The organism is Pantoea sp. X-Soil-YNGN-844 (genome assembly GCF_059730595.1).
In genome coordinates, this window is sequence record NZ_AP036007.1 from 2,944,082 (window position 1) to 2,965,605 (window position 21,524).

The window sequence follows — 21,524 nt, forward strand, 5'->3', positions numbered from 1 at the left end:
GTTGGAGGACACTATAAATTTCTGCCCATAAAACAACAACGCTCACCGGTGCGATTGGTGAGCGTCTTACTCAGGTGTGCTACAGCCTAACCGCGATAGTCCACCCTGCACAGCGGCAACTATCTGAATCTTAGCCGCCGTTGCGTTGATTCAGGCAGGCGGTGACTTTTCGTAGCAGTGGCGGCAAATCCTCTTTCTGCATGACCACCTCAACCAGCGACAGCCATTGAGGCGCGGAAAGTCGCGCCATCACCTCGTCTAACTGCACCGTTTCACTGATGCGCCAGCTCTGCGCCTGGCCCTGCAGACTCAGTGCGTGCGGTAAGGCCGTCCAGTTCCACTGAGCAATATCATTATAACGCTGTGTTGCGCCATGAATGGCCCGTTCGACGGTATACCCTTCATTATTCAGCAAAAAGAGCGTCACTCGCTGCTCATCCCGCAGCATTGAACCCAGTTCCTGAATCGTTAGCTGCGCCGAACCGTCGCCGATAATCAGGATAACCCGGCGATCGGGGTCAGCGGTCTGTGCGCCAAACGCTGCCGGAAGAGTATAGCCGATTGATCCCCATAATGGCTGAACCACCAGCTGCGCCTGCGAGGGTAGTCGCAACGCAGCGGCACCAAAGGCGGCTGTCCCCTGCTCCGCCAGAATCAGGTCGCCGGGTTGCAGAAAAGCCTGCATCGCCTGCCAGAAAGCCTGCTGACTGATCACGGCGGCCGGTTCAGCCGGTTGCACGGCAGACGGTGCTATGGCGGGCTGCCACTGCTGGCCATAGTGTTCAAACAGCGGTTGTAGCTCGCTAAGCGCATCCGCCATCGACAGCGGTGCAAAATGCTCACCGCCTACGCTGGCGCTGAAGGGTTGCAGATCGATCAGTCGCTCAGGTGCAAACTGCTGCGTAAATCCTGCTGTAATCGTGTCGGTAAAACGCACCCCGACGCAGATCGCCACATCCACCTGCTCAATCTGCCTACACACCTGACCTGCGCTGGCTTCACCGGCATAAGTCCCTACATAACCCGGCTGCTGCTCGTCCAGTACGCCTTTACCCATCAGCAGGCTGGCGCAGGGAATCGCACTCTTTTCACGCAGAGCGGCCAGAGCAGACTGCTGCTGCCAGCGCAGCGCCAGAAAATCGGCCAGCAGTGAAACGCGCTCTGCCGGTGCCAGCAATTGCTCCGCCGCGTCCCGGAAAGCGCGGCGCGCAGCGGGCGAAGAGAATTGATGACGGTTCAGGGGCTGAACAGGTGGCTGCACCTCGATGGCTGCCACGTCAACGGCCAGCGACAGATAGCCGGGACGACGGGCCTGTAACGCGTGCTCTATTACCCTGTCAATTTCAGCAGTGGCATTGTCGGCAGTAAGTTGCGCCGTTGCGGCACTGACTTCGGCAGCCATGCGTATGAAATGTCGGAAATCGCCATCGCCCAGCGAATGATGAACACAGTCACCCTGTAATTGTGCGGAAGTCGCAGGCGCGCCAACGATATGAATCACCGGCAGATACTCAGCATAACTGCCTGCGACGCCGTTAATCGCGCTGAGTTCGCCAACACCAAAGGTGGTTAACAACGCTCCAGCACCGTTGCAGCGTGCATAGCCGTCCGCCGCATAGGCGGCATTAAGCTCATTGGCACAGCCCACCCAGCTGATTTCCGGATGGTCGATAACGCAGTCAAGAAACTGCAGGTTATAGTCGCCCGGCACGCCAAACAGATGCTTTATACCCATCTCCTGCAGACGGTTCAGCAGGTAGTTTCCAACAGTGAATGTGGACATTGCGCAATCCTTTCAGGGAAGAGTTGGGTTAAGTATCTGACAGCCGATGAAATTAGCGAGGAATGCCACGCTTTCCGCCAGCCACAATGGCTGGAAAGCCGGCGTTACGCTGGCGGAATATTCTGTAAAAACGCGAACTGCTGCGCGCTGTCACTGAGTGTAACCGTATACACTGATAGACTTTTGGCACATATCCCCGTTTTTACTCAGGAGCGCTGAATGTCCTCTTTCCCCCATCCCGATCGCTATCAACAGATGGAATACCGTCGCAGCGGCCGCAGCGGTATTAAACTGCCCGCCATTTCGCTGGGACTGTGGCACAACTTTGGTGACAGCACCCGGGTCGATAACAGCCGTGAGCTGCTGCGTCATGCGTTTGACCTCGGCATCACCCACTTCGATTTAGCGAATAACTACGGTCCGCCGCCTGGCTCAGCGGAAGAGAATTTTGGTCGTATTCTGCGGGAAGATTTTCGTGTCCATCGTGATGAGCTGATTATCTCCACCAAAGCGGGCTATACCATGTGGCAGGGGCCATATGGCGACTGGGGTTCGCGTAAGTATCTGGTCGCCAGCCTGGATCAGAGCCTGAAGCGCATGGGGCTGGAGTATGTGGATATTTTCTATCATCACCGCCCCGATCCGGAAACGCCGCTGGAAGAAACCATGCGCGCACTGGATCATGTGGTGCGCCAGGGCAAAGCGCTTTACGCTGCCCTTTCTAACTATCCGGCCGATCTTGCTGCCAGGGCGATTGCTATCCTGCGCGATCTCGGCACGCCTTGTCTGATCCACCAGCCGCGCTATTCGATGTTTGAGCGAACGCCTGAACAGGGATTGATTCAGACGCTGGGTGATGAGGGCGTCGGCTGTATAGCCTTCTCGCCGCTGGCGGGCGGCGTGCTCACCGATCGCTATCTGCAGGGCATTCCGGAAGATTCGCGTGCGGCCAGCGGCAGCAAATTCCTGACAGAGAATCAGTTGACGGATGAGAAGATGGAGAAGGTCCGTAAGCTGAACGTGATTGCGCAGCTGCGTGAGCAGAAGCTGGCGCAGATGGCGCTGGCGTGGGTGCTGCGCGATGATCGCGTCACCTCCGTGCTGATTGGGGCCAGTAAAACGGCCCAGATCGATGATGCGGTGGCAATGCTCGCCCGACGTCAGTTCAGCGACACGGAGTTAGCGGCGATTGACGCGGCTCTGCTGTAATTTTTCCCCGCCCGGCGCAGGCCGGGTGTTTTCTCGCCAGAATAGTCTCAATCCCCTTTCTCTCCCCAATTTCCTCACAATCTTCCGACACAATGATGCGGTAACGACAGCATTACGCAGGCATAATCACTGCGCCGCAACAGCATCAGACTGTTGATGAGGAGAATATAATGAAAAGAGCTCTTATTTTTGCTGCCCTGCTGGCGGTGTTGTCGCCGCTGGCAAACCACACAGCTGAGGCCTCCAGTGCCTCTATTACTCTGGCCCCCGGCGTTACGCTGAATCTGGGCGATCGCGACAATCGTGGTTATTACTGGGATGGCGGTCGCTGGCGTGAACCACGCTGGTGGAATGATCGTTATTCCTATAATGAACGCCGCTGGTGGCGACACGAAGAGTGGCGTCGTCAGCAGCAGTGGGAGCGTGAACGCCGCTGGCATGAGCGCGAACGTGAGCGCCGCTGGGAACATCAGCATCGCCGCGATCGTGACTGGGATCGTCATGACCGTGGTGGTCCTGGCCCGCGTGGTTTTGGGCCTGGTGGTCCCGATCATCACGGACACGATCGCCACTAATAAAAAACGCCCGGCAAATGCCGGGCGTTTTTTTGTTTCCAGAAACCCTTATAGCCCCAGCGCTTCGCCCACCAGCAGATAAAGATTCAGCGCAATGACCAGCACCACGATCAGTCGTCCGGTGTTCTGCATCAGGCGTGAGTTAACCATATCGTCGCCCATCAGCTCGCGGTTGCCGGTAAAGGAGAGCAGCGGAATCAGCGCCAGCGCAATACCGAAGCTCAGCAGCACCTGACTCATTACCAGCACCTTTGTTGGATCCCATCCTGCCCAGATAACAATAAAGGAAGGCAGCATAGTGACAGTTCGCCGCACCCAGAGCGGAATATGGAAACGGATAAAGCCCTGCATCACCACCTGTCCCGCCAGCGTGCCGACCACCGTTGAGGAGAGTCCGGCAGCCACCAGGCTCAGACCAAACACCGTCGCCGCCGCCTGACCTAACAACGGTTGCAGCGTCAGATAGGCCTGGTCAAGCTCAGCGATTTTACTGTGACCGCTGAAGTGGAAGGCCGCCGCCGCGGTCGCCATCATCGCCAGGTTAACGAATCCGGCGATGGTCATGGCAATCGCCACATCCAGTTTGGTTGAAGAGTAACGCTGGCCTTTGCTGTCCTCACTTTTGCCCTGCGTCAGTGCGGAGTGCAGATAGATTACGTGCGGCATAATGGTCGCGCCCAGCACACCGGCTGCCAGGAAAACGGCATCTGACGTCGGTAGCGCGGGCAGCGCCATGCCGACCACCAGCTCTTTGACGTTGGGCTGAGAAAAGAAGAGTTCGACGATATAGGCCGCCGCCACAAACAGCAGCAGTCCGCCAATTACCCGCTCCAGCGGTTTCTGACCGCGGCTCTGTAACATCAATATCAGGAACGTGGCGATGCCGGTCAGCACCGCGCCCTGCATCAGTGAGATGCCGAGCAACAGCTTGAAGCCCAGCGCCGCGCCGATAAACTCCGCAAGGTCGGTGGCCATCGCAATAATTTCTGCCTGCACCCAGTAAAACCAGACGGCGGGACGAGGAAAGCGATCGCGGATATGCTCGGCGAGATTTTTGCCGGTGGCGATACCCAGCTTGGCGGACATCAGCTGGATCAGCATGGCCATGATGTTGGCCCACACCACCACCCACAGCAATTTGTAGCCGTAAGCAGCGCCCGCCTGAATGTTGGTCGCAAAGTTGCCCGGATCGATATAGCCGATAGCGGCAATAAAGGCGGGGCCCAGCAGTGCGAGTTTGACTTTTCTGACTCCGCGAGCGGCGCGCTCGGCGGTACGACTTTCAAACATATCCGGTACCCTGTCTGAACATTTGCCTGCCCCGCCAGCTTAGGGGTTAGCATGTGCAAGTGAAATTCGTTTATTGTTATCGGTGTAATAGATGCTGCTATAAAGTATAGCCATTGCTATATCTTACAGTAAAGGAGGTGATTGCTAAAAATGTGAGCAATAGTGTCACTCTACGCCCCGTGTAAAATATAGACAATAATTATGTGGTTATTTGGCGTGAATGATTTGTAAACAGGACGTGATCTCTGGAACTTTTCTGGAAAATATAGCGATAGCGAATACTTATATTGTGGTTCAGATCTCGTTTTTAAGTAACGCGTTACATAGAATACGCAACAAAATACAACCCTCCTCAAATTTGGAGCAACCATGTCCCATATTTTGCAATTTCTTTTAGCACTGGTGGTGGTCGGGATACTCTCCTTGCTGGTCAGTCACGATCGTAAAAGCATTCGCATTCGCTACATTATACAGCTACTGGTGATTGAAATTGTGCTCGCCTGGTTCTTCCTGAACTCAGAAGCGGGACTGGGTTTCGTCAAAGGCTTCGCGGGCTTCTTCGATCATCTGTTGAAGTATGCGGCTCAGGGAACCAACTTTGTCTTCGGCAACATGAGCGACAAAGGTCTGGCCTTCTTCTTCCTCAACGTACTGTGCCCAATTGTCTTTATCTCTGCCCTGATCGGTATTCTGCAGCACTTCCGTATCCTGCCGTGGGTGATCCGTGGTATCGGTACCGTGCTGTCGAAAGTGAATGGCATGGGAAAACTGGAATCTTTCAACGCCGTGAGTTCTCTGATACTGGGACAGTCAGAAAACTTCATCGCCTATAAAGATATCCTGGGCAAGATGTCACAGCGCCGCATGTACACCATGGCCGCTACCGCAATGTCCACCGTTTCGATGTCTATCGTCGGAGCCTACATGACAATGCTGCAGCCAAAATATGTAGTCGCTGCACTGGTGCTCAACATGTTCAGTACCTTTATCGTGCTGTCGCTGATCAACCCGTACCGGGTTGAGAACGAAGAAGATCTGCAGCTGCAGGATCTGCATAAAGGTCAGAGCTTCTTCGAGATGCTGGGCGAATATATCCTGGCCGGTTTCCGCGTCGCGATTATTGTCGCCGCCATGCTGATTGGCTTTATCGCGCTGATTTCAGGCCTGAATGCGCTGTTTGATCTGATCTTCGGCATCAGCTTCCAGGGCGTTCTCGGCTTTGTCTTCTATCCGTTTGCCTGGATGATGGGAGTGCCTTCTGGTGAAGCGCTGCAGGTCGGCAGCATTATGGCGACCAAGCTGGTATCGAATGAGTTTGTAGCCATGATGGATCTGCAGAAAATCGCGGGTCAGTTGTCGCCAAATTCAGAAGGTATTCTGTCCGTGTTCCTGGTGTCGTTCGCCAACTTCTCTTCAATCGGCATCGTGGCCGGTGCGATTAAAGGTCTGAACGAAGAACAGGGTAACGTGGTTTCCCGCTTTGGCCTCAAGCTGCTGTACGGCTCTACGCTGGTCAGCGTGCTCTCCGCCGCTATCGCCGGTCTGGTTCTGGCGTTCTGATAAGGTTCTGAGCATCAAAGGGCGAGCCTGGCTCGCCCTTTTCATTTTGCGCCATCCCTGCTCAGCTTCCGCTGATTCGCCCTTTCCGCTTTGCCTCTTCTTTTACATGCCTGCTTCCACTGCACACCCTGGTCACGTCTGGAGTTAACCCATGCGCGACGGACAGCACAATGTCCCGCCAGGGGTGCTGGAGGCGTCACAGAAAGTATTGCCAGTAAATAGCGTACGCAGCAGCGTAATGTAAATCGCAATGAATATAGATTCGCAGGAAAAGGCGAGTGAAAGAGAAATCGGAAAGGATTTTGACAACAACGTGTCAGAAAGTGGTGGAGATAAGCGGGATCGAACCGCTGACCTCTTGCATGCCATGCAAGCGCTCTCCCAGCTGAGCTATACCCCCACATCTGGAATCGTTTTTCAGTGCCAAACTTTTGAGACGAAGTTTGGTGGAGCTAAGCGGGATCGAACCGCTGACCTCCTGCATGCCATGCAGGCGCTCTCCCAGCTGAGCTATAGCCCCGAACCGAAAAACTGTCGCGTTAAGCGACGGACGGCATAATATGAAACCGCCTCCAGGGTGTCAACGGCAAAATGACATTCTCTGTTTGATCGCTGAAAAAGGCGGCAACCTGCGAAGTTTCAGCAGCATGCCGCAGCTGAAAATCATGTCTGTTCCGGCAGGGCCGTTTTTTAACTGTTATTCAGTCTGCCGTCAGGTTAATTCCCGGTTAAATATGTTATAGGAATTTTCTTGTCTTCGTCTTTTTCGCGTGCAAAACTTAGCCCGCTAATTTAGTGGTCACCGGGACCCTCTCCCGCACACCACGCGTCCACCAGGCGTTATCGTCCCATTAATCATAAAAAAACTATTGAGATACTATGTCGCTGCATACACCTAAAGAAATCGCACAACTGGCGATCCAGTCAGGCGTGGCAAAAAGCCGTGCGCCTGTCAGCATCCTCCTTATTCTCGGCTTCATGGCGGGCGCATTTATTGCGACCGGCTTCCTGCTGGATCTTCACGTCATCAACACCCTGCCCGCTGAGTGGGGCTCGTTTGGTGGCCTGTTAGGTGCAGCTGTCTTCCCGGTAGGTATCATCATGACCGTGCTGGCAGGGGGTGAGCTTCTGACCGGTAATATGATGACCCTGCCGGTAGCCTGGTTCGCCCGCCGCATCAGCTTTATGAGCGTGGCGCGGAACTGGTTCTGGGTAACCCTGGCGAACTTCCTCGGCAGCGTGGCTGTCGCCTGGTTCTTTGGCCATATGCTGGGCATGACCGAAGGCGATTACCTGAAAAAGACCGTTGCGATTGCCTCTGCAAAAGTCCATGCCGATTTCCTGCACGCCTTTATTTCAGGCATTGGCTGTAACTGGCTGGTGTGTCTGGCAGTATGGCTGGCGTTTGCCAGTAAAGATGTGGTCGGCAAGATCTTCGGCATGTGGTTCCCGGTGATGGCGTTTGTTGCCATTGGCTTCCAGCACGTTGTCGCCAACATGTTTATTATCCCGGCCGCCATTTTTGCCGGTCAGATGAGCTGGGCAGAGTATCTGCCTAACTTTGTTGCCGTCTTCCTGGGCAATGCCGTGGGCGGTGCCGTCTTCGTTGGCCTGGCCTACTTCCTTGCCTTCCGCCCTGCCGCAGAACCTGCCAGCAACCCGCAGTAATCCTGTTTTGCCTTTTGTCAAAAGACAAAAGGCAATTTCAGCTTCAGTTACTTTCCCCCGTTACGTTTTGCTGTAATATGTACCGCTAATGTATTTAACAGGGATAGCATCGTGAAAAAGGAATGGCTTACTCCCGAAGAGCTGGCTGCAGAAACGGGTTACAGTCGGCAAACGGTGAATAAATGGATCAAGCGAGAGAACTGGACAACCACGCCAAAGCCCGGTGTACAAGGCGGTAAGGCGCGTCTGATTCATATTGATGAACGCGTAAAAAGTTTTATTCAGTCGACACGCAATCTCAACGAGCCCGCAGCGACCTATGGTGCAGTGGCGAATTCTTTACCTGCGTTATTGATAAGTTCCATCCAGCAAATGAGTCAGGATGAACAGGATCAGTTCACTGCGTTAATCTTACGTGAAGGGATTAAGGGCGTAATGCAGCGTCTGGGAATTGGTGAAGAGTAAAGAAACCGGAAGCGTGACGCTTCCGGCTGTGTTTATTAAGCCTGTGCTTCACGCTCACTGATAAAGGCCAGAGCCTGCTCAATTCGTGCCACACTGCGGGTGCGGCCAATCGCTTCAACAGTGACATCCAGACCCGGTGACTGACCGGCACCGGTCACCGCCACACGCAGCGGCATGCCGACTTTACCCATTCCCACTTCCAGCTCATCTGCAGTGCTCTGAATCGCCTGATGGATGTTTTCAGCGTTCCACTCGGTGATTGCGGCCAGCTTATCGCGCACGACTTCCAGCGGCTGACGCGCCACCGGACGAAGATGTTTCTTCGCGGCATCGGCATCAAACTCTGCAAAGTCTTCATAGAAGTAGCGACAGGACGCCGCCATCTCTTTCAGCGTTTTGCAGCGCTCACCCAGCAGGCTAACCAGTTTCGCCAGTTCCGGCCCGGTACGGGTATCAATTTTCTGCTCTTCAATATGCCACTGCAGATGCGTCGCCACATATTCTGGCGGCAGCGTAGTGATGTAGTGATGGTTCAGCCACTGCAGTTTCTCTGTGTTGAACGCACTGGCAGACTTGCTGACAGCGTCCAGAGTAAACAGCTCGGTCATTTCAGGCACGCTGAAAATTTCCTGATCGCCATGTGACCAGCCCAGACGAACCAGGTAGTTGAGCAGCGCTTCCGGCAGGTAGCCATCATCCCGATACTGCATCACCCCTACTGCGCCATGACGCTTAGAGAGCTTTTTGCCATCGTCGCCCAGGATCATTGAAACGTGGGCATAGACCGGAACCTGCGCGCCAATCGCTTTAAGGATGTTGATCTGACGTGGTGTGTTGTTGATGTGGTCTTCACCGCGAATAACGTGCGTGATGCCCATATCCCAGTCATCCACAACGACGCAGAAGTTATAGGTGGGGGAACCATCGGTGCGGCGGATAATCAGATCGTCGAGTTCCTGGTTGCTGAACTCGATCGGGCCGCGGATCTGATCGTCAAAGATGACCGATCCTTCCTGCGGGTTGCGGAAGCGCACCACACACGGCTCGTCATCGGCATGATGTTCATGGCTGTCACGGCAGCGGCCGTCGTAACGCGGCTTTTCGTTGTTGGCCATCTGCTCTTCACGCAGGGCTTCCAGACGCTCTTTAGAGCAGTAGCATTTGTAAGCCGTGCCCGCTTCCAGCATTTCATCAATGACCGCGTTGTAGCGATCAAAACGTTTAGTCTGGTAGTAAGGGCCTTCGTTCCAGTCTAGGCTGAGCCAGTTCATGCCATCCATGATGGCTTCGATAGCTTCCGGCGTGGAGCGTTCCAGATCGGTATCTTCAATGCGCAGCACGAACTCGCCCTGGTTATGACGGGCAAAGAGCCAGGAGTAAAGTGCGGTACGGGCGCCACCGACATGCAGATAGCCGGTCGGGCTGGGCGCGAAGCGTGTTTTGATTTTCATTGAGTATTGCCTTAGATGCGCGGGTTCTCTGTCTGGATGACAAAAAACAGGTTAGACGCGAAAAAACAGTGGGCACATTCTAGCATCTGACGGTGAATCCTCAATGCATGCCCGCGGGTTGCCCTACGGGAAAAGGGGCTTTTCTGCCATTAAACCAGCACATTGACTAAAAGCGCGACAGGATGTTTAAAAATAAACCGAACGCACATTTATGTTTTAAAAAGCGTTGACTCAAAATCAACTATCCCTATAATGCGACTCCACACAGCGGGGGTGATTAGCTCAGTTGGTAGAGCATCTCCCTTACAAGGAGGGGGTCGGCGGTTCGAACCCGTCATCACCCACCACTCTTAACAGGGTGCCCGCAGTGAACAGGTATGAAGATATGGGTGATTAGCTCAGTTGGTAGAGCATCTCCCTTACAAGGAGGGGGTCGGCGGTTCGAACCCGTCATCACCCACCATATCTTGCCTGTTAGCAGTATCGAAGTACGAAGTGGGTGATTAGCTCAGTTGGTAGAGCATCTCCCTTACAAGGAGGGGGTCGGCGGTTCGAACCCGTCATCACCCACCACTTCGGGTCGTTAGCTCAGTTGGTAGAGCAGTTGACTTTTAATCAATTGGTCGCAGGTTCGAATCCTGCACGACCCACCAATTCAGAATAAAGCGCCTTTTGGGCGCTTTTTTCGTTTCCGGGGCACGGACTCTACCGTGCAGGATGAGAACCTGCTGCAGGTTCGACTGAATCGTCTGGCGATTCAGGCTGATGCGACAGCATCACCCGGAGGGCGAGGCCCTGGATGGGCCAAGGCTATCCTGCACGACCCACCAATTCAGAATAAAGCGCCTTTTGGGCGCTTTTTTCGTTTCCGGGGCACGGACTCTACCGTGCAGGATGAGAACCTGCCGCAGGTTCGACTGAATCGCCCGGCGATTCAGTCTGATGCGACAGCATCACCCGGAGGGCGAGGCCCACGATGGGCCGAGGCTATCCTGCACGACCCACCCATTCAGAATAAAGCGCTTTTTGGGCGCTTTTTTCGTTTCTGCTGCACTGACATTGGCTTCTTAAATAAGCGCCTGCCTTTTCTAAACCTTAACAATCTCCGCTCTCAAGTCGTTTCGCAGCGTGCCGATAACGTATGTGACCACTTACAGGGAGAAAATGATGTTTTCAATTTCCGGAATTTTAAACAGTGCGGTCAGTAGCGGTGACAGCGGCGGCGGCAGTGTGGCCTCGCAGGTTGCGGCACTGAATAAACAGATTCAGGGTGTGTTAACGCAGGTTAAGGAGCTGGCTGACAATAAAGAACTGACTGACGAACAGAAGGCTGAGATGCAGCAGATGTACCAGTCACAAATCACCATGCTGCAGGCACAGATTGCGCAGCTGGAACAGAAGCAGGCTGAGCAGGATCAGCCAAAAAGTGACAGTTCGCCCGTCAGTGAGATCAAAGCGGACGGGATTAACCGCCCAACCGATACGAACAAAGTTGACGTTTATATCTAAAACGCCGGTTTAACCGCGCGTTGTTGCGCCAGCAGCATCGCCTGCTGGCGCACCTCCTGCCAGATCGCTTCGGCAGCCGGGGTCAGCGAGCGGTTTTTACGTTTAATTAGCGTCAGGCTACGATTGATTTCCGGATAGAGACGCCGCACCGTGAGGGCGCGATCCGCTGGTAAAGGTAACGCCAGCGCAGGCAGAATACTGATGCCGATTCCCACCTGTACCATCGGGAACAACGTGGCGGGATGACCAATCTCCTGCACGACTTCAGCCCTGATATTCTGCTGCTGCATTGCCGCATCAATCAAAACCCGACTGCCGGAAGCGTAATCCTGCAATACCATAGTGCGACCATCGAGCATCGCCCATTCAGCCCTTTCCACTTTCGCCAGCGGATCATCTTCGCGACATAGCAGCAGGAACGGCTCATCCAGAATCGCGATGCTGTCGAAATCGCTGTCGCTGAGCGGCCCAATCACGATGCCGAAATCGACTTCCGCGTTACGCACACTTTGCAGCACCCACTGCTGGGCGCGATCGTGAAGAATCACTTTGATATCGGGAAAATGGTGCTGGCTGGCGGCCAGACATTGCGGCATCAGATGCGCGGAAATGGTCTGGCTGGCGGCTACTCTGACGGTGCCACTGCGCTGCTCGCCAAAACTGCGGATGTCCAGTAGCGTAGTATGAATCTCCTCCAGCAGGCGCTCCATGCGTGACGCCAGCTGTTTTCCCGCCTCCGTCAGCATGACCTCCCGGGTGGTTCTGTCCAGCAACCGCACGCCGGTTTCGGCTTCCAGTTCTTTAATACTGTGGCTGACTGCCGACTGGCTCAGGCCTATCGCCTGCCCTGCCTGACTGAAGCCACCATAGTGGGCCACGGCAATAAACGTTCGCAGCTGACGCAGGGTGTAATTCATCGATTGCGCTCATAGATTAATTCAATAAATCAATTTTATTTCTAAAACTACTTGCCGCACAATCGCGCTATTGAATAATTTACCGGAATTTAACAATGGGCTTTTTAAAACTCGATCCGATGATGGTTAAACTGATCATCACCGTGCTGCTGGCCTCTTTCCTGCCAGCAAAAGGGATCTACGTTGATATCTTCAGTTACCTCGCAACGGCAGCGATAGCACTGCTGTTCTTTATGCACGGTGCCAAACTTTCGCGTGAAAAGATCATCGCGGGCAGCAGTCACTGGCAGCTGCATCTGTGGATTATGTTCAGCACCTTTGTGCTGTTTCCGGCACTGGGTCTGCTGCTGGTCTGGTGGCATCCGGTTGATGTCGGTCCGGAAATTTATACCGGCTTTATCTACCTTTGTATCCTGCCGGCTACCGTCCAGTCTGCTATCGCCTTTACCTCAATGGCGGGCGGGAATGTCGCGGCAGCGGTGTGCAGCGCCTCGGCATCGAGCCTGCTGGGTGTGTTTATTTCACCGTTGCTGGTGAATCTGGTCATGGATATCCACAGCAGCGCGCCCAGTGATGGTCTGGAGCAGATTGGCAAGATCATGCTGCAACTGATGGTGCCTTTCATTCTGGGTCACCTCTCACGTCGCTGGATCGGTGGCTGGATTGAGAAACACCGCAGCCTGATTGGCAAAACTGACCAGACCTCCATTCTGCTGGTTGTCTATTCCGCCTTCAGTGAAGCGGTGGTAAACGGCATCTGGCATCGCGTTGGCCTGATTACGCTGCTGTGGATTGTGGCAGGTTCCATTATCCTACTGACCGCCGTGCTGATTATCAATCTGCTGGCCTCGCGTCTGTTCCGCTTTAAGCGCGCCGATGAAATCGTGGTGCTGTTTTGTGGCTCGAAGAAGAGTCTGGCGAATGGTGTGCCGATGGCGAATATTCTGTTCCCGGCAAGTACGGTGGGGATTATTGTGCTGCCGCTGATGATTTTCCATCAGGTACAGCTGATGATCTGCTCATTTATTGCCGGACGCTACAAGAAAACCAATGAGAAACAGCAGGCTCTGCAGGTGAAAGATTCAGTGATGGAGTCTCAGAAGTAAAACCGTTGCCCGCCTGTGCGGGCACGATTATTTGCGGGTCTGGAGCGGCTTAACTAATCCCTCCAGGCCCTCTGTTTTTATGGTCAGGGTCAGCTGCATCAAATCCCCCAGTTGACCAGACGGAAAGTCGCCACTGCGGGCAAACCAGAGCAGATAAGGCTCAGGCAGATCGATCAGCATCCGCCCTTTATATTTGCCAAACGGCATAGGCGTATTGGCTATCGCCACCAGCTGATGCTCATCCATTTCAGGCACCCAGCAGACGGATCATTTCCGCTTCATCAATTACCTCTATACCCAGCTCCTGCGCTTTTGCCAGTTTTGAACCTGCAGCTTCACCGGCAATCAGCAGATCGGTTTTCTTCGATACGCTGCCGCTGACTTTTGCCCCCAGCGCGATCAGCTGCGCTTTGGCATCATCGCGATTCATCTGCGACAGCGAGCCGGTCAGCACCACCGTCTTACCGGCAAACGGACTGTCGATCTCTTCGGCTTTCACCACTACCACCTGCGGCCAATGAATGCCGATGTCGTCTGTCAGCTGACGGATAACCTCACGGTTACTTTCCTCTTCCATGAAGTTACGCACGTGTGCGGCAACGACTTTGCCGACATCCGGCACGGCAATCAGTGCCTCAAGATCGGCATCCATCACCTTTTGTAATTCACCAAAGTGGTTAGCCAGATTGGCGGCAGTAGCCTCACCCACTTCGCGAATGCCCAGCGCATAAAGGAAACGCGCCAGCGTGGTCGACTTCGCTTTCTCCAGCGCGTCGACGATATTCTGCGCCGATTTTGGTCCCATGCGATCCAGGCCGGTCAGCTTGCCGGCCGTGAGACGGAACAAATCGGCAGGTGTATCGACGTACTCTTTTTCCACCAGCTGATCGATAATCTTATCGCCCATACCGTCAACATCCAGCGCCCGACGCGAGACAAAGTGCTTTAATGCCTCTTTGCGTTGCGCACCGCAGATCAAACCGCCCGTGCAGCGCGTGACCGACTCGCCTTCGACCCGCTCCACCTCGGAACCACAGACCGGGCAATGGGCAGGAAAGACCACTTCACGCGTCTCTTCAGGTCGTTCCGCGATCACCACGTTGACCACCTGCGGGATCACATCACCGGCGCGGCGAATCACGACGCGGTCGCCAATGCGTAATCCCAGCCGCTCGATTTCATCCGCATTATGCAGCGTGGCATTGCTGACGATGACGCCCGCTACCTGCACCGGCTCAAGACGCGCCACTGGCGTGATAGCGCCCGTGCGGCCAACCTGGAATTCGACGTCACGTACCCAGGTCAGCTGTTCCTGTGCCGGGAATTTGAAGGCAATCGCCCAGCGCGGTGCGCGCGCCACAAAGCCCAGTTGCTCCTGTAATGCCTGTGAATCGACCTTGATCACCACGCCATCAATATCAAAACCCAGGTTCGGACGCTGTTGCTCAATATCCCGATAGAAAGCCAGGGCTTCTTCGGCGTTGTGCACCAGCTTAATGCGGTCGCTGACCGGCAGGCCCCAGGCTTTGAACTGTTGCAGGCGCCCCATGTGACTGTGCGGCATCTCCCCGCCTTCCAGCAGGCCGAAACCGTAGCAGAAGAAAGTTAATGGACGTTTAGCGGTAATGCGCGGATCAAGCTGACGCAAAGAACCTGCAGCTGCGTTGCGTGGGTTAGCAAAGACTTTGCCGTCAGTGCGTCGCGCTTCCTCATTCAGCTTTTCGAAGCCGCGCTGCGTCATAAATATTTCACCGCGTACTTCCAGACGGGCCGGGATATTGTCGCCTTTTAGCCGCAGCGGAATCGCGCGAATGGTACGAACGTTGGCGGTAATGTTCTCGCCGGTAGTACCGTCACCGCGCGTCGCGGCCCGGACCAGCAGGCCATTTTCATACATCAGGCTGACTGCAGCACCATCGAGCTTGAGTTCACAGCAGTAGGTAATGTCGTCACTGCTTTTCAGCCGATCCTGCACCCGTTTGTTGAAGGCCATGAACGTGGCTTCATCAAAGGCGTTGTCCAGCGACAGCATCGGGACTTCGTGGCGGACCTGCTCAAATACCGTTAGCGGCGCAGCACCTACGCGTTGCGTCGGCGAGTCCGGGGTAATGAGATCGGGATGTTCCTCTTCCAGCTGACGCAGTTCACGCATCAGACGATCATATTCGGCATCCGGCACTTCCGGCGCATCCATGACGTGATAGAGATATTCGTGATGACGCAACGTGGTGCGCAGTTCGGTGATGTGATCCTGGACGGATTTCATATAGCCCCATCAGATAAAAAACCCCCGACAGGCGGGGGTTTATTTTAACAATTCAGATAGCGGTCAGCGCAGTTTTCAGACGCCAACCACATCGCGGATACGCGCTTTGTAGGTTTCCAGCTTCTGCGGCGTCATCATACGACGCTCATCATCCAGCACGACACCGCCAACGTCGTCAGCGATACGCTGTGCCGACTGCAGCATCAGCTTGAAGTTCTGATTCGCATCACCATAAGAAGGCACCATCATAAAGATAGAGATGCCTGGCGTGCTGAAATCGGTCATCAGGTCAGGGTTGAACGAGCCCGGCTTAACCATGTTAGCCAGACTGAACAGAACCGGACCGCTGCCTGCCGGACTCAGATGACGATGGAAAATGTTCATTTCACCAAACTGGAAGCCCGCCTGCAGAATACCCTGCAATAATGCCTCACCGTTCAGCTCACCGCCCGAATGGGCGGCAACATGCAGTACCAGTACCGCTTCTTTCGGCTTTTCAGCTGGCGCTTTCGCTACAGGCTGTGAAGGCGCGGGAGCCGGCGTTACTTCAGGCTGTGGCTCAGGTTCTGCCTGGTACTGCGGAGCGGGCTGGACAGATTCCAGCGGATCGAGATCAAGCAGCGGGTCAGCCTGAACTGGCGGCGCGACAAATGTCGGTGCAGGCTGCTGACGAACCGGTTCTGGGCGCGGCTGCGGAGCAGGCTTCGGCGCCGTGTTGAAAAGCGGATCGCTTTCTGGTTCAGGTTGCGGTGCGGGTCGTGGCGCAGGCTGACGCACAGGCTCAGCAGGCGCTTGCTTACGCGGCGCTTCTGGCTGTGGCTCACGAATCTCATCGAAACGAGGTTCCTGGTGTGTGCTGCGATCGGAACGAACGCGAACCTCGCCGACGCCGTCATCTTCGTCGTCAATCAGGTCCTGCTCATCATGTTCTTCACGTTGTTTCAGACGTTTGTGCGGGCGATCGCGGAACACTGACGAACGCTCTTTACGGCTGGTCCACAGCCCGTGAAGAAGGAGCGCTATAATGGCGATCGCGCCAACAACGATTAATATCAGACGCAAATCCTGCATCATTGTATTCTCTGTTGTTCCAATACCTTGCCACCGCGGCAAACTTTATCCTCTAACTGTATTTGCCCTGCTACACAAGTGCAAGTCTGTGCACTATTTTCTGACAAATAAGATAGGCAACACACGCTTTTTCGCTGTTTTTTTACCCAAACGGCACCTGGCCTGGAGAAAAAGCCAGGTTATAGTGGGCGCGCCTTAACACTTTCAGGAGAAATGGCTTTATGGCCCGTGAGAATTCGGTCTCAGATTTTAATGGCACGCACTACTTTAGCCAGGGCTGGAAACTGGTCCGTCTGCCTGGTATTCGCCGCTTTGTGGTGATGCCGCTGCTGATTAACATTATTATGCTCGGTGGCGCATTCATCTGGCTGTTCTATCGTCTCGGTGACTGGATCCCACGCCTGATGGCCCATATTCCCGACTGGCTGCAGTGGCTGAGCTATCTGTTATGGCCGCTGTCGGTGATAGCGATTGTGCTGGTGTTCAGCTACTTCTTCTCGACGCTGGCGAACCTGATTGCCGCCCCTTTCTGCGGCCTGCTGGCCGAACAGCTGGAAGGCCGTCTGACCGGCAAGCCCCTGCCTGACAGTGGCTGGGCAGGAATGATCAAAGATGTGCCGCGCATCATGAAGCGCGAGTTGCAGAAGTTGGGCTATTATCTGCCCCGCGCGCTGGGACTGCTGCTGCTCTACTTTATTCCTGGCTTTGGTCAGACGGTTGCGCCCGTTCTGTGGTTCCTGTTCAGTGCCTGGATGTTATCCATTCAGTATTGCGACTATCCGTTCGACAACCACAAAGTGCCGTTTCAGCAGATGCGGAACGCCCTGCGTCGCCACAAAACCGCCAATATGCAGTTCGGCGCACTCACTAGCCTGTTCACTATGATTCCGATTCTGAACCTCGTGATTATGCCGGTTGCCGTTTGCGGTGCCACCGCCATGTGGGTCGATCGCTACCGGCCGCAGCTGGCCCGCAATGAGGTGCGCTAGACTCATCAGCGCGCCTTATGCTCTTTTTTGCAGGGCTTATTGCCGGGGGACATATAGATATACGATTTCTTTCCTTCCGCCCCCAGGCAGAACAGGTATGCTCATAGGGTTCCCAATAATTCATACAGTTAAGGGCAGGCTATGAGTAAGATCTATGAAGACAACTCTTTGACAATTGGTCATACGCCGCTGGTTCGACTGAACCGCATCGGTAACGGCCGCATTCTTGCGAAAGTTGAATCCCGTAACCCGAGCTTCAGCATTAAATGCCGTATCGGTGCCAATATGATTTGGGACGCAGAGAAACGCGGTATTCTGAAACCCGGCATTGAGCTGGTTGAACCGACCAGCGGTAACACCGGTATTGCGCTGGCCTATGTGGCTGCTGCGCGCGGTTACAAACTCACGCTGACCATGCCGGAAACCATGTCGGTGGAACGTCGTAAGCTGCTGAAGGCGCTGGGCGCGAAGCTGGTTCTGACCGAAGGTGCTAAAGGCATGAAAGGTGCCATTGGCAAAGCGGAAGAGATTGTCGCCAGCGACCCGGACAAATATGTGCTGCTGCAGCAGTTCAGCAATCCGGCTAACCCGGAAATCCATGAAAAGACCACCGGCCCGGAAATCTGGGAAGACACCGATGGCGAAGTGGATGTCTTTATTGCGGGTGTCGGCACCGGCGGTACGCTGACCGGCGTGAGTCGCTACATCAAAAACACTAAAGGCAAAAAAGATCTGATCACCGTCGCGGTTGAGCCGACCGATTCGCCGGTGATTGCGCAGGCGTTGGCGGGTGAAGAGATCAAACCCGGCCCGCACAAAATTCAGGGTATTGGTGCCGGCTTTATTCCGGGTAACCTTGAGCTGAACCTGGTTGACCGCGTAGTGGCCATTACCAATGAAGAAGCGATCAGCACGGCACGCAGGCTGATGGAAGAAGAAGGTATCCTGGCCGGTATCTCATCCGGTGCTGCCGTCGCCGCAGCGCTGAAGCTGCAGGAAGATGAAACCTTCGCAAATAAAAACATCGTAGTGATTCTGCCCTCCTCTGGCGAACGCTATCTGAGTACCGCGCTGTTCGCCGATCTCTTCACTGAGAAAGAGCTGCAGTAGCCGGGGTCGATAGTCTGAAAATGCCGAAAAAAGCACCCATCCGGGTGCTTTTTTGTGGTGCAGATCTCACTTTCACCAACCGGCAGATTGATTTCAGTGATGCCGATCTGGTATTCAGACTGCCAATTATTTCGATGCCTGAAATTAATCCGCGTTTGAAGTGGATCAAGCTGAATCGATTTACGGATTCAGTGAAACGGCGAATCACGGCATAATTAACCGGTGACGTGTAGAATCGGTTTTGAGACGCAACGGATTGTAGATTTGACGCATGCGCGTCTTTGGTCAGCATGAAGCTATACCCGCGCACCTACACAGGCTAAAGTGAAGGCTCCAGGCTAGACTTTAGATCCATAACACTCATCCTGATAACGTTGGGGAAATAGAATGTTCCAGCAAGAAGTTACCATTACTGCACCAAACGGTCTGCATACTCGCCCAGCTGCGCAATTCGTTAAAGAAGCCAAAGCTTTCCAGTCAGAAATCACCGTGACCTCTAACGGCAAATCAGCGAGCGCGAAAAGCCTGTTCAAACTGCAGACGCTGGGTTTAACCCAGGGAACGGTTGTGACCCTTTCCGCGGAAGGTGAAGACGAGCAGAAAGCAGTTGAGCATCTGGTCAAACTGATGGCTGAACTGGAGTAATCTCCGCTCAGCTCTCCAGCCAATCGACTCCTCTGCGCCATTGAGTGCAAACATCTTGATCGCGGACAACCTGTCCGCGTTATTGCTTTCGTAGAGTACGTGTCCCGCGACAATGGCACCGCAAAGAGTCCCATCAGCCATCGTGATTAAAAGGTAGCGTTATGATTTCAGGCATTTTAGCATCACCAGGTATCGCTTTCGGCAAAGCACTGCTGCTGAAAGAAGACGAGATCGTCATCAACCGCAAGAAAATTTCTGATGACCAGGTTGAGCAGGAAGTTCAGCGCTTCCTCGATGGCCGCAGCAAAGCGGCATTACAACTGGAAGCGATTCGCGTCAAAGCGGGTGAAACCCTCGGTGAAGAGAAAGCAGCCATCTTCGAAGGCCACATCATGTTGCTGGAAGATGAAGAGCTGGAGCAGGAAATCATCGACCTGATCAAAAAAGATCACGCGACTGCCGATGCTGCTGCTTACTCGGTCATTGATGGCCAGGCGAAAGCACTGGAAGAGTTAGATGACGAATATCTGAAAGAGCGTGCGGCTGACGTGCGTGACATCGGTAAGCGTCTGCTGCAAAACATCCTCGGTCTGCACATCGTTGACCTGAGCGCGATTCCGGACGAATCCATTCTGGTGGCCAAAGATTTAACGCCGTCAGAAACCGCACAGCTGAACCTGAAAAAGGTGTTGGGCTTTATCACCGATCTGGGTGGCCGTACCTCACATACCTCAATCATGGCGCGCTCGCTGGAAATCCCGGCCATTGTCGGCACTGGCAATGTAACCGTCACGGTAAAAAACGGCGATTTCCTGATCCTGGATGGCGTTAACAATGCGATTCACGTCAATCCTTCGGAAGCGATTCAGGAAGAGCTGAAAGCCGTACAGAACCAGTATCTGTCGGAAAAACACGAATTAGCCAAGCTGAAAGATCTGCCAGCCGTGACGCTGGATGGCCATCAGGTTGAAGTCTGTGCCAACATCGGTACTGTGCGTGATATCGCCGGTGCTGAGCGTAACGGCGCGGAAGGCGTTGGCCTCTACCGTACCGAATTTCTGTTCATGGACCGCGACTCTCTGCCAAGTGAAGAAGAGCAGTTCCAGGCGTATAAAGCCGTTGCTGAAGCGATGGGTTCACAGGCCGTTATTGTGCGTACCATGGATATTGGCGGTGACAAAGATCTGCCTTACATGAACCTGCCGAAAGAAGAGAACCCGTTCCTCGGCTGGCGTGCTATCCGTATCGCGATGGACCGCAAAGAGATTCTGCATGCACAGCTGCGTGCCATCCTGCGCGCCTCCTCCTTCGGTAAACTGCGCATCATGTTCCCGATGATCATTTCGGTTGAAGAAGTACGCAGCCTGAAAGCGGAACTGGAACTGCTGAAAGCGCAGTTGCGTGAAGAAGGTAAAGCCTTTGATGAAAGCATCGAAGTCGGCATTATGGTAGAGACCCCGGCTTCTGCCGTCATTGCCCATCACCTGGCGAAGGAAGTCGACTTCTTCAGTATTGGGACAAACGATCTGACGCAGTATACTCTGGCGGTCGATCGTGGTAATGATTTGATCTCGCACCTGTACAACCCAATGACACCGTCTGTGCTTAACTTAATCAAGCAAGTCATTGATGCATCTCACGCTGAAGGTAAATGGACCGGCATGTGTGGTGAGCTGGCAGGTGATGAACGTGCTACACTACTGTTACTGGGAATGGGGCTGGACGAGTTCAGCATGAGTGCCATTTCTATCCCTGGCATCAAGAAAATCATTCGTAATACTAATTTTGAAGATGCGAAGGCATTGGCAGAGCAGGCACTGGCTCAACCGACAGCGGAAGACTTAATGAACCTGGTTAACAAGTTCATTAAGGAAAAAACGCTCTGCTGACCTGCATGATGCTGGCCCCAA

The 21,524-nt window shown here is 54.2% G+C and carries 18 protein-coding genes, 6 tRNA genes and 2 other RNA genes; 17 read left to right on the forward strand and 9 right to left on the reverse strand.

The window, feature by feature from the left end; genetic code table 11:
• Positions 1–130: 130 nt before the first annotated feature.
• A complete protein-coding gene (gene ipdC / locus AC6I8C_RS13600) occupies positions 131–1,783 on the reverse strand; it encodes an indolepyruvate decarboxylase (protein ID WP_497822797.1) in 1,653 nt (550 codons plus the stop codon).
• 219 nt (positions 1,784–2,002) lie between these two features.
• Between ipdC and mgrA the strand changes: the two genes are divergently transcribed.
• Positions 2,003–2,992, forward strand: a complete 990-nt coding sequence (gene mgrA, locus AC6I8C_RS13605) for an L-glyceraldehyde 3-phosphate reductase (protein WP_497822798.1) — start codon at positions 2,003–2,005, stop codon at positions 2,990–2,992.
• Positions 2,993–3,162: 170 nt separating this feature from the next.
• Positions 3,163–3,567, forward strand: a complete 405-nt coding sequence (locus AC6I8C_RS13610) for a DUF2502 domain-containing protein (RefSeq protein ID WP_497822799.1) — start codon at positions 3,163–3,165, stop codon at positions 3,565–3,567.
• 48 nt (positions 3,568–3,615) lie between these two features.
• On the opposite strand, the gene AC6I8C_RS13615 is transcribed toward AC6I8C_RS13610, so the two are convergent.
• Positions 3,616–4,857, reverse strand: coding sequence for an Nramp family divalent metal transporter (locus AC6I8C_RS13615; RefSeq protein WP_497822800.1), 1,242 nt, complete (start codon positions 4,855–4,857; stop codon positions 3,616–3,618).
• Between the two features lie 369 nt (positions 4,858–5,226).
• Between AC6I8C_RS13615 and AC6I8C_RS13620 the strand changes: the two genes are divergently transcribed.
• Positions 5,227–6,417, forward strand: coding sequence for a NupC/NupG family nucleoside CNT transporter (locus AC6I8C_RS13620; protein WP_013358646.1), 1,191 nt, complete (start codon positions 5,227–5,229; stop codon positions 6,415–6,417).
• A gap of 324 nt (positions 6,418–6,741) precedes the next feature.
• Here AC6I8C_RS13620 and AC6I8C_RS13625 read toward each other — a convergent pair.
• Together AC6I8C_RS13625 and AC6I8C_RS13630 are read right to left on the reverse strand one after the other, a co-directional pair.
• Positions 6,742–6,817 (reverse strand) — tRNA-Ala (locus AC6I8C_RS13625).
• 44 nt (positions 6,818–6,861) lie between these two features.
• Positions 6,862–6,937, reverse strand: a tRNA-Ala gene (locus AC6I8C_RS13630).
• Positions 6,938–7,296: 359 nt separating this feature from the next.
• Between AC6I8C_RS13630 and AC6I8C_RS13635 the strand changes: the two genes are divergently transcribed.
• The gene (locus tag AC6I8C_RS13635) at positions 7,297–8,085 is read left to right on the forward strand and encodes a formate/nitrite transporter family protein (protein WP_013358647.1); all 789 of its coding nucleotides are present in this window, start codon (positions 7,297–7,299) and stop codon (positions 8,083–8,085) included.
• Positions 8,086–8,196: 111 nt separating this feature from the next.
• Positions 8,197–8,550, forward strand: coding sequence for a YfeC-like transcriptional regulator (locus tag AC6I8C_RS13640; RefSeq protein ID WP_013358648.1), 354 nt, complete (start codon positions 8,197–8,199; stop codon positions 8,548–8,550).
• A 35-nt stretch (positions 8,551–8,585) separates the two neighbouring features.
• Here AC6I8C_RS13640 and gltX read toward each other — a convergent pair whose 3' ends face one another.
• Positions 8,586–10,001: a glutamate--tRNA ligase gene (gene gltX / locus AC6I8C_RS13645; RefSeq protein WP_497822801.1), complete on the reverse strand. Its 1,416-nt coding sequence runs from the start codon at positions 9,999–10,001 to the stop codon at positions 8,586–8,588.
• Positions 10,002–10,272: 271 nt separating this feature from the next.
• Here gltX and AC6I8C_RS13650 point away from each other — a divergent pair.
• The 7 genes from AC6I8C_RS13650 (at position 10,273) to AC6I8C_RS13680 (ending at position 11,510) form a co-directional block, all read left to right on the forward strand.
• A tRNA-Val gene (locus AC6I8C_RS13650) sits at positions 10,273–10,348 on the forward strand.
• A 40-nt stretch (positions 10,349–10,388) separates the two neighbouring features.
• Positions 10,389–10,464, forward strand: a tRNA-Val gene (locus AC6I8C_RS13655).
• A gap of 34 nt (positions 10,465–10,498) precedes the next feature.
• Positions 10,499–10,574, forward strand: a tRNA-Val gene (locus AC6I8C_RS13660).
• A gap of 4 nt (positions 10,575–10,578) precedes the next feature.
• Positions 10,579–10,654: transfer RNA gene (locus AC6I8C_RS13665), tRNA-Lys, on the forward strand.
• Positions 10,655–10,697: 43 nt separating this feature from the next.
• Positions 10,698–10,831, forward strand: a non-coding RNA gene (locus AC6I8C_RS13670) — RtT sRNA.
• Between the two features lie 43 nt (positions 10,832–10,874).
• Positions 10,875–11,008, forward strand: a non-coding RNA gene (locus AC6I8C_RS13675) — RtT sRNA.
• Between the two features lie 160 nt (positions 11,009–11,168).
• Positions 11,169–11,510 carry a FlxA-like family protein gene (locus AC6I8C_RS13680; RefSeq protein WP_497823343.1) on the forward strand — a complete coding sequence of 114 codons (342 nt, stop codon included), beginning with the start codon at positions 11,169–11,171 and terminating at the stop codon, positions 11,508–11,510.
• Here the strand turns inward: AC6I8C_RS13680 and AC6I8C_RS13685 are convergent.
• Positions 11,507–12,427 (reverse strand): LysR family transcriptional regulator, encoded by a 921-nt coding sequence (locus AC6I8C_RS13685; RefSeq protein WP_013358651.1) that lies wholly within the window; start codon positions 12,425–12,427, stop codon positions 11,507–11,509. The two genes, AC6I8C_RS13680 and AC6I8C_RS13685, sit on opposite strands and share 4 nt — an antisense overlap.
• 95 nt (positions 12,428–12,522) lie before the next feature.
• On the opposite strand from AC6I8C_RS13685, the gene AC6I8C_RS13690 reads away from it, so the two are divergent.
• A complete protein-coding gene (locus AC6I8C_RS13690; protein WP_497822802.1) occupies positions 12,523–13,533 on the forward strand; it encodes a bile acid:sodium symporter family protein in 1,011 nt (336 codons plus the stop codon).
• Positions 13,534–13,560: 27 nt separating this feature from the next.
• Here the strand turns inward: AC6I8C_RS13690 and AC6I8C_RS13695 are convergent, their stop codons facing one another.
• From AC6I8C_RS13695 to zipA, 3 genes are all read right to left on the reverse strand, one after another.
• On the reverse strand, positions 13,561–13,779 hold the full coding sequence (locus AC6I8C_RS13695) for a DUF3820 family protein (RefSeq protein ID WP_098052681.1): 219 nt from the start codon (positions 13,777–13,779) through the stop codon (positions 13,561–13,563).
• A gap of 1 nt (position 13,780) precedes the next feature.
• Positions 13,781–15,799, reverse strand: a complete 2,019-nt coding sequence (gene ligA / locus AC6I8C_RS13700) for an NAD-dependent DNA ligase LigA (RefSeq protein ID WP_147789505.1) — start codon at positions 15,797–15,799, stop codon at positions 13,781–13,783.
• 75 nt (positions 15,800–15,874) lie between these two features.
• On the reverse strand, positions 15,875–16,873 hold the full coding sequence (gene zipA / locus AC6I8C_RS13705; RefSeq protein WP_135907904.1) for a cell division protein ZipA: 999 nt from the start codon (positions 16,871–16,873) through the stop codon (positions 15,875–15,877).
• Between the two features lie 218 nt (positions 16,874–17,091).
• On the opposite strand from zipA, the gene cysZ reads away from it, so the two are divergent.
• From cysZ to ptsI, 4 genes are all read left to right on the forward strand, one after another.
• The gene (gene cysZ / locus AC6I8C_RS13710; protein ID WP_095706823.1) at positions 17,092–17,859 is read left to right on the forward strand and encodes a sulfate transporter CysZ; all 768 of its coding nucleotides are present in this window, start codon (positions 17,092–17,094) and stop codon (positions 17,857–17,859) included.
• A gap of 141 nt (positions 17,860–18,000) precedes the next feature.
• Complete coding sequence (cysK, locus tag AC6I8C_RS13715; protein ID WP_033733457.1) at positions 18,001–18,969, forward strand: cysteine synthase A; 969 nt, start codon at positions 18,001–18,003, stop codon at positions 18,967–18,969.
• A gap of 387 nt (positions 18,970–19,356) precedes the next feature.
• Positions 19,357–19,614 (forward strand): phosphocarrier protein Hpr, encoded by a 258-nt coding sequence (ptsH, locus tag AC6I8C_RS13720; RefSeq protein ID WP_003848868.1) that lies wholly within the window; start codon positions 19,357–19,359, stop codon positions 19,612–19,614.
• Between the two features lie 161 nt (positions 19,615–19,775).
• Entirely contained in the window at positions 19,776–21,503 is a 1,728-nt protein-coding gene (ptsI, locus tag AC6I8C_RS13725; protein WP_033783822.1) for a phosphoenolpyruvate-protein phosphotransferase PtsI, read from the forward strand.
• The last annotated feature ends 21 nt before the right edge of the window (positions 21,504–21,524 follow it).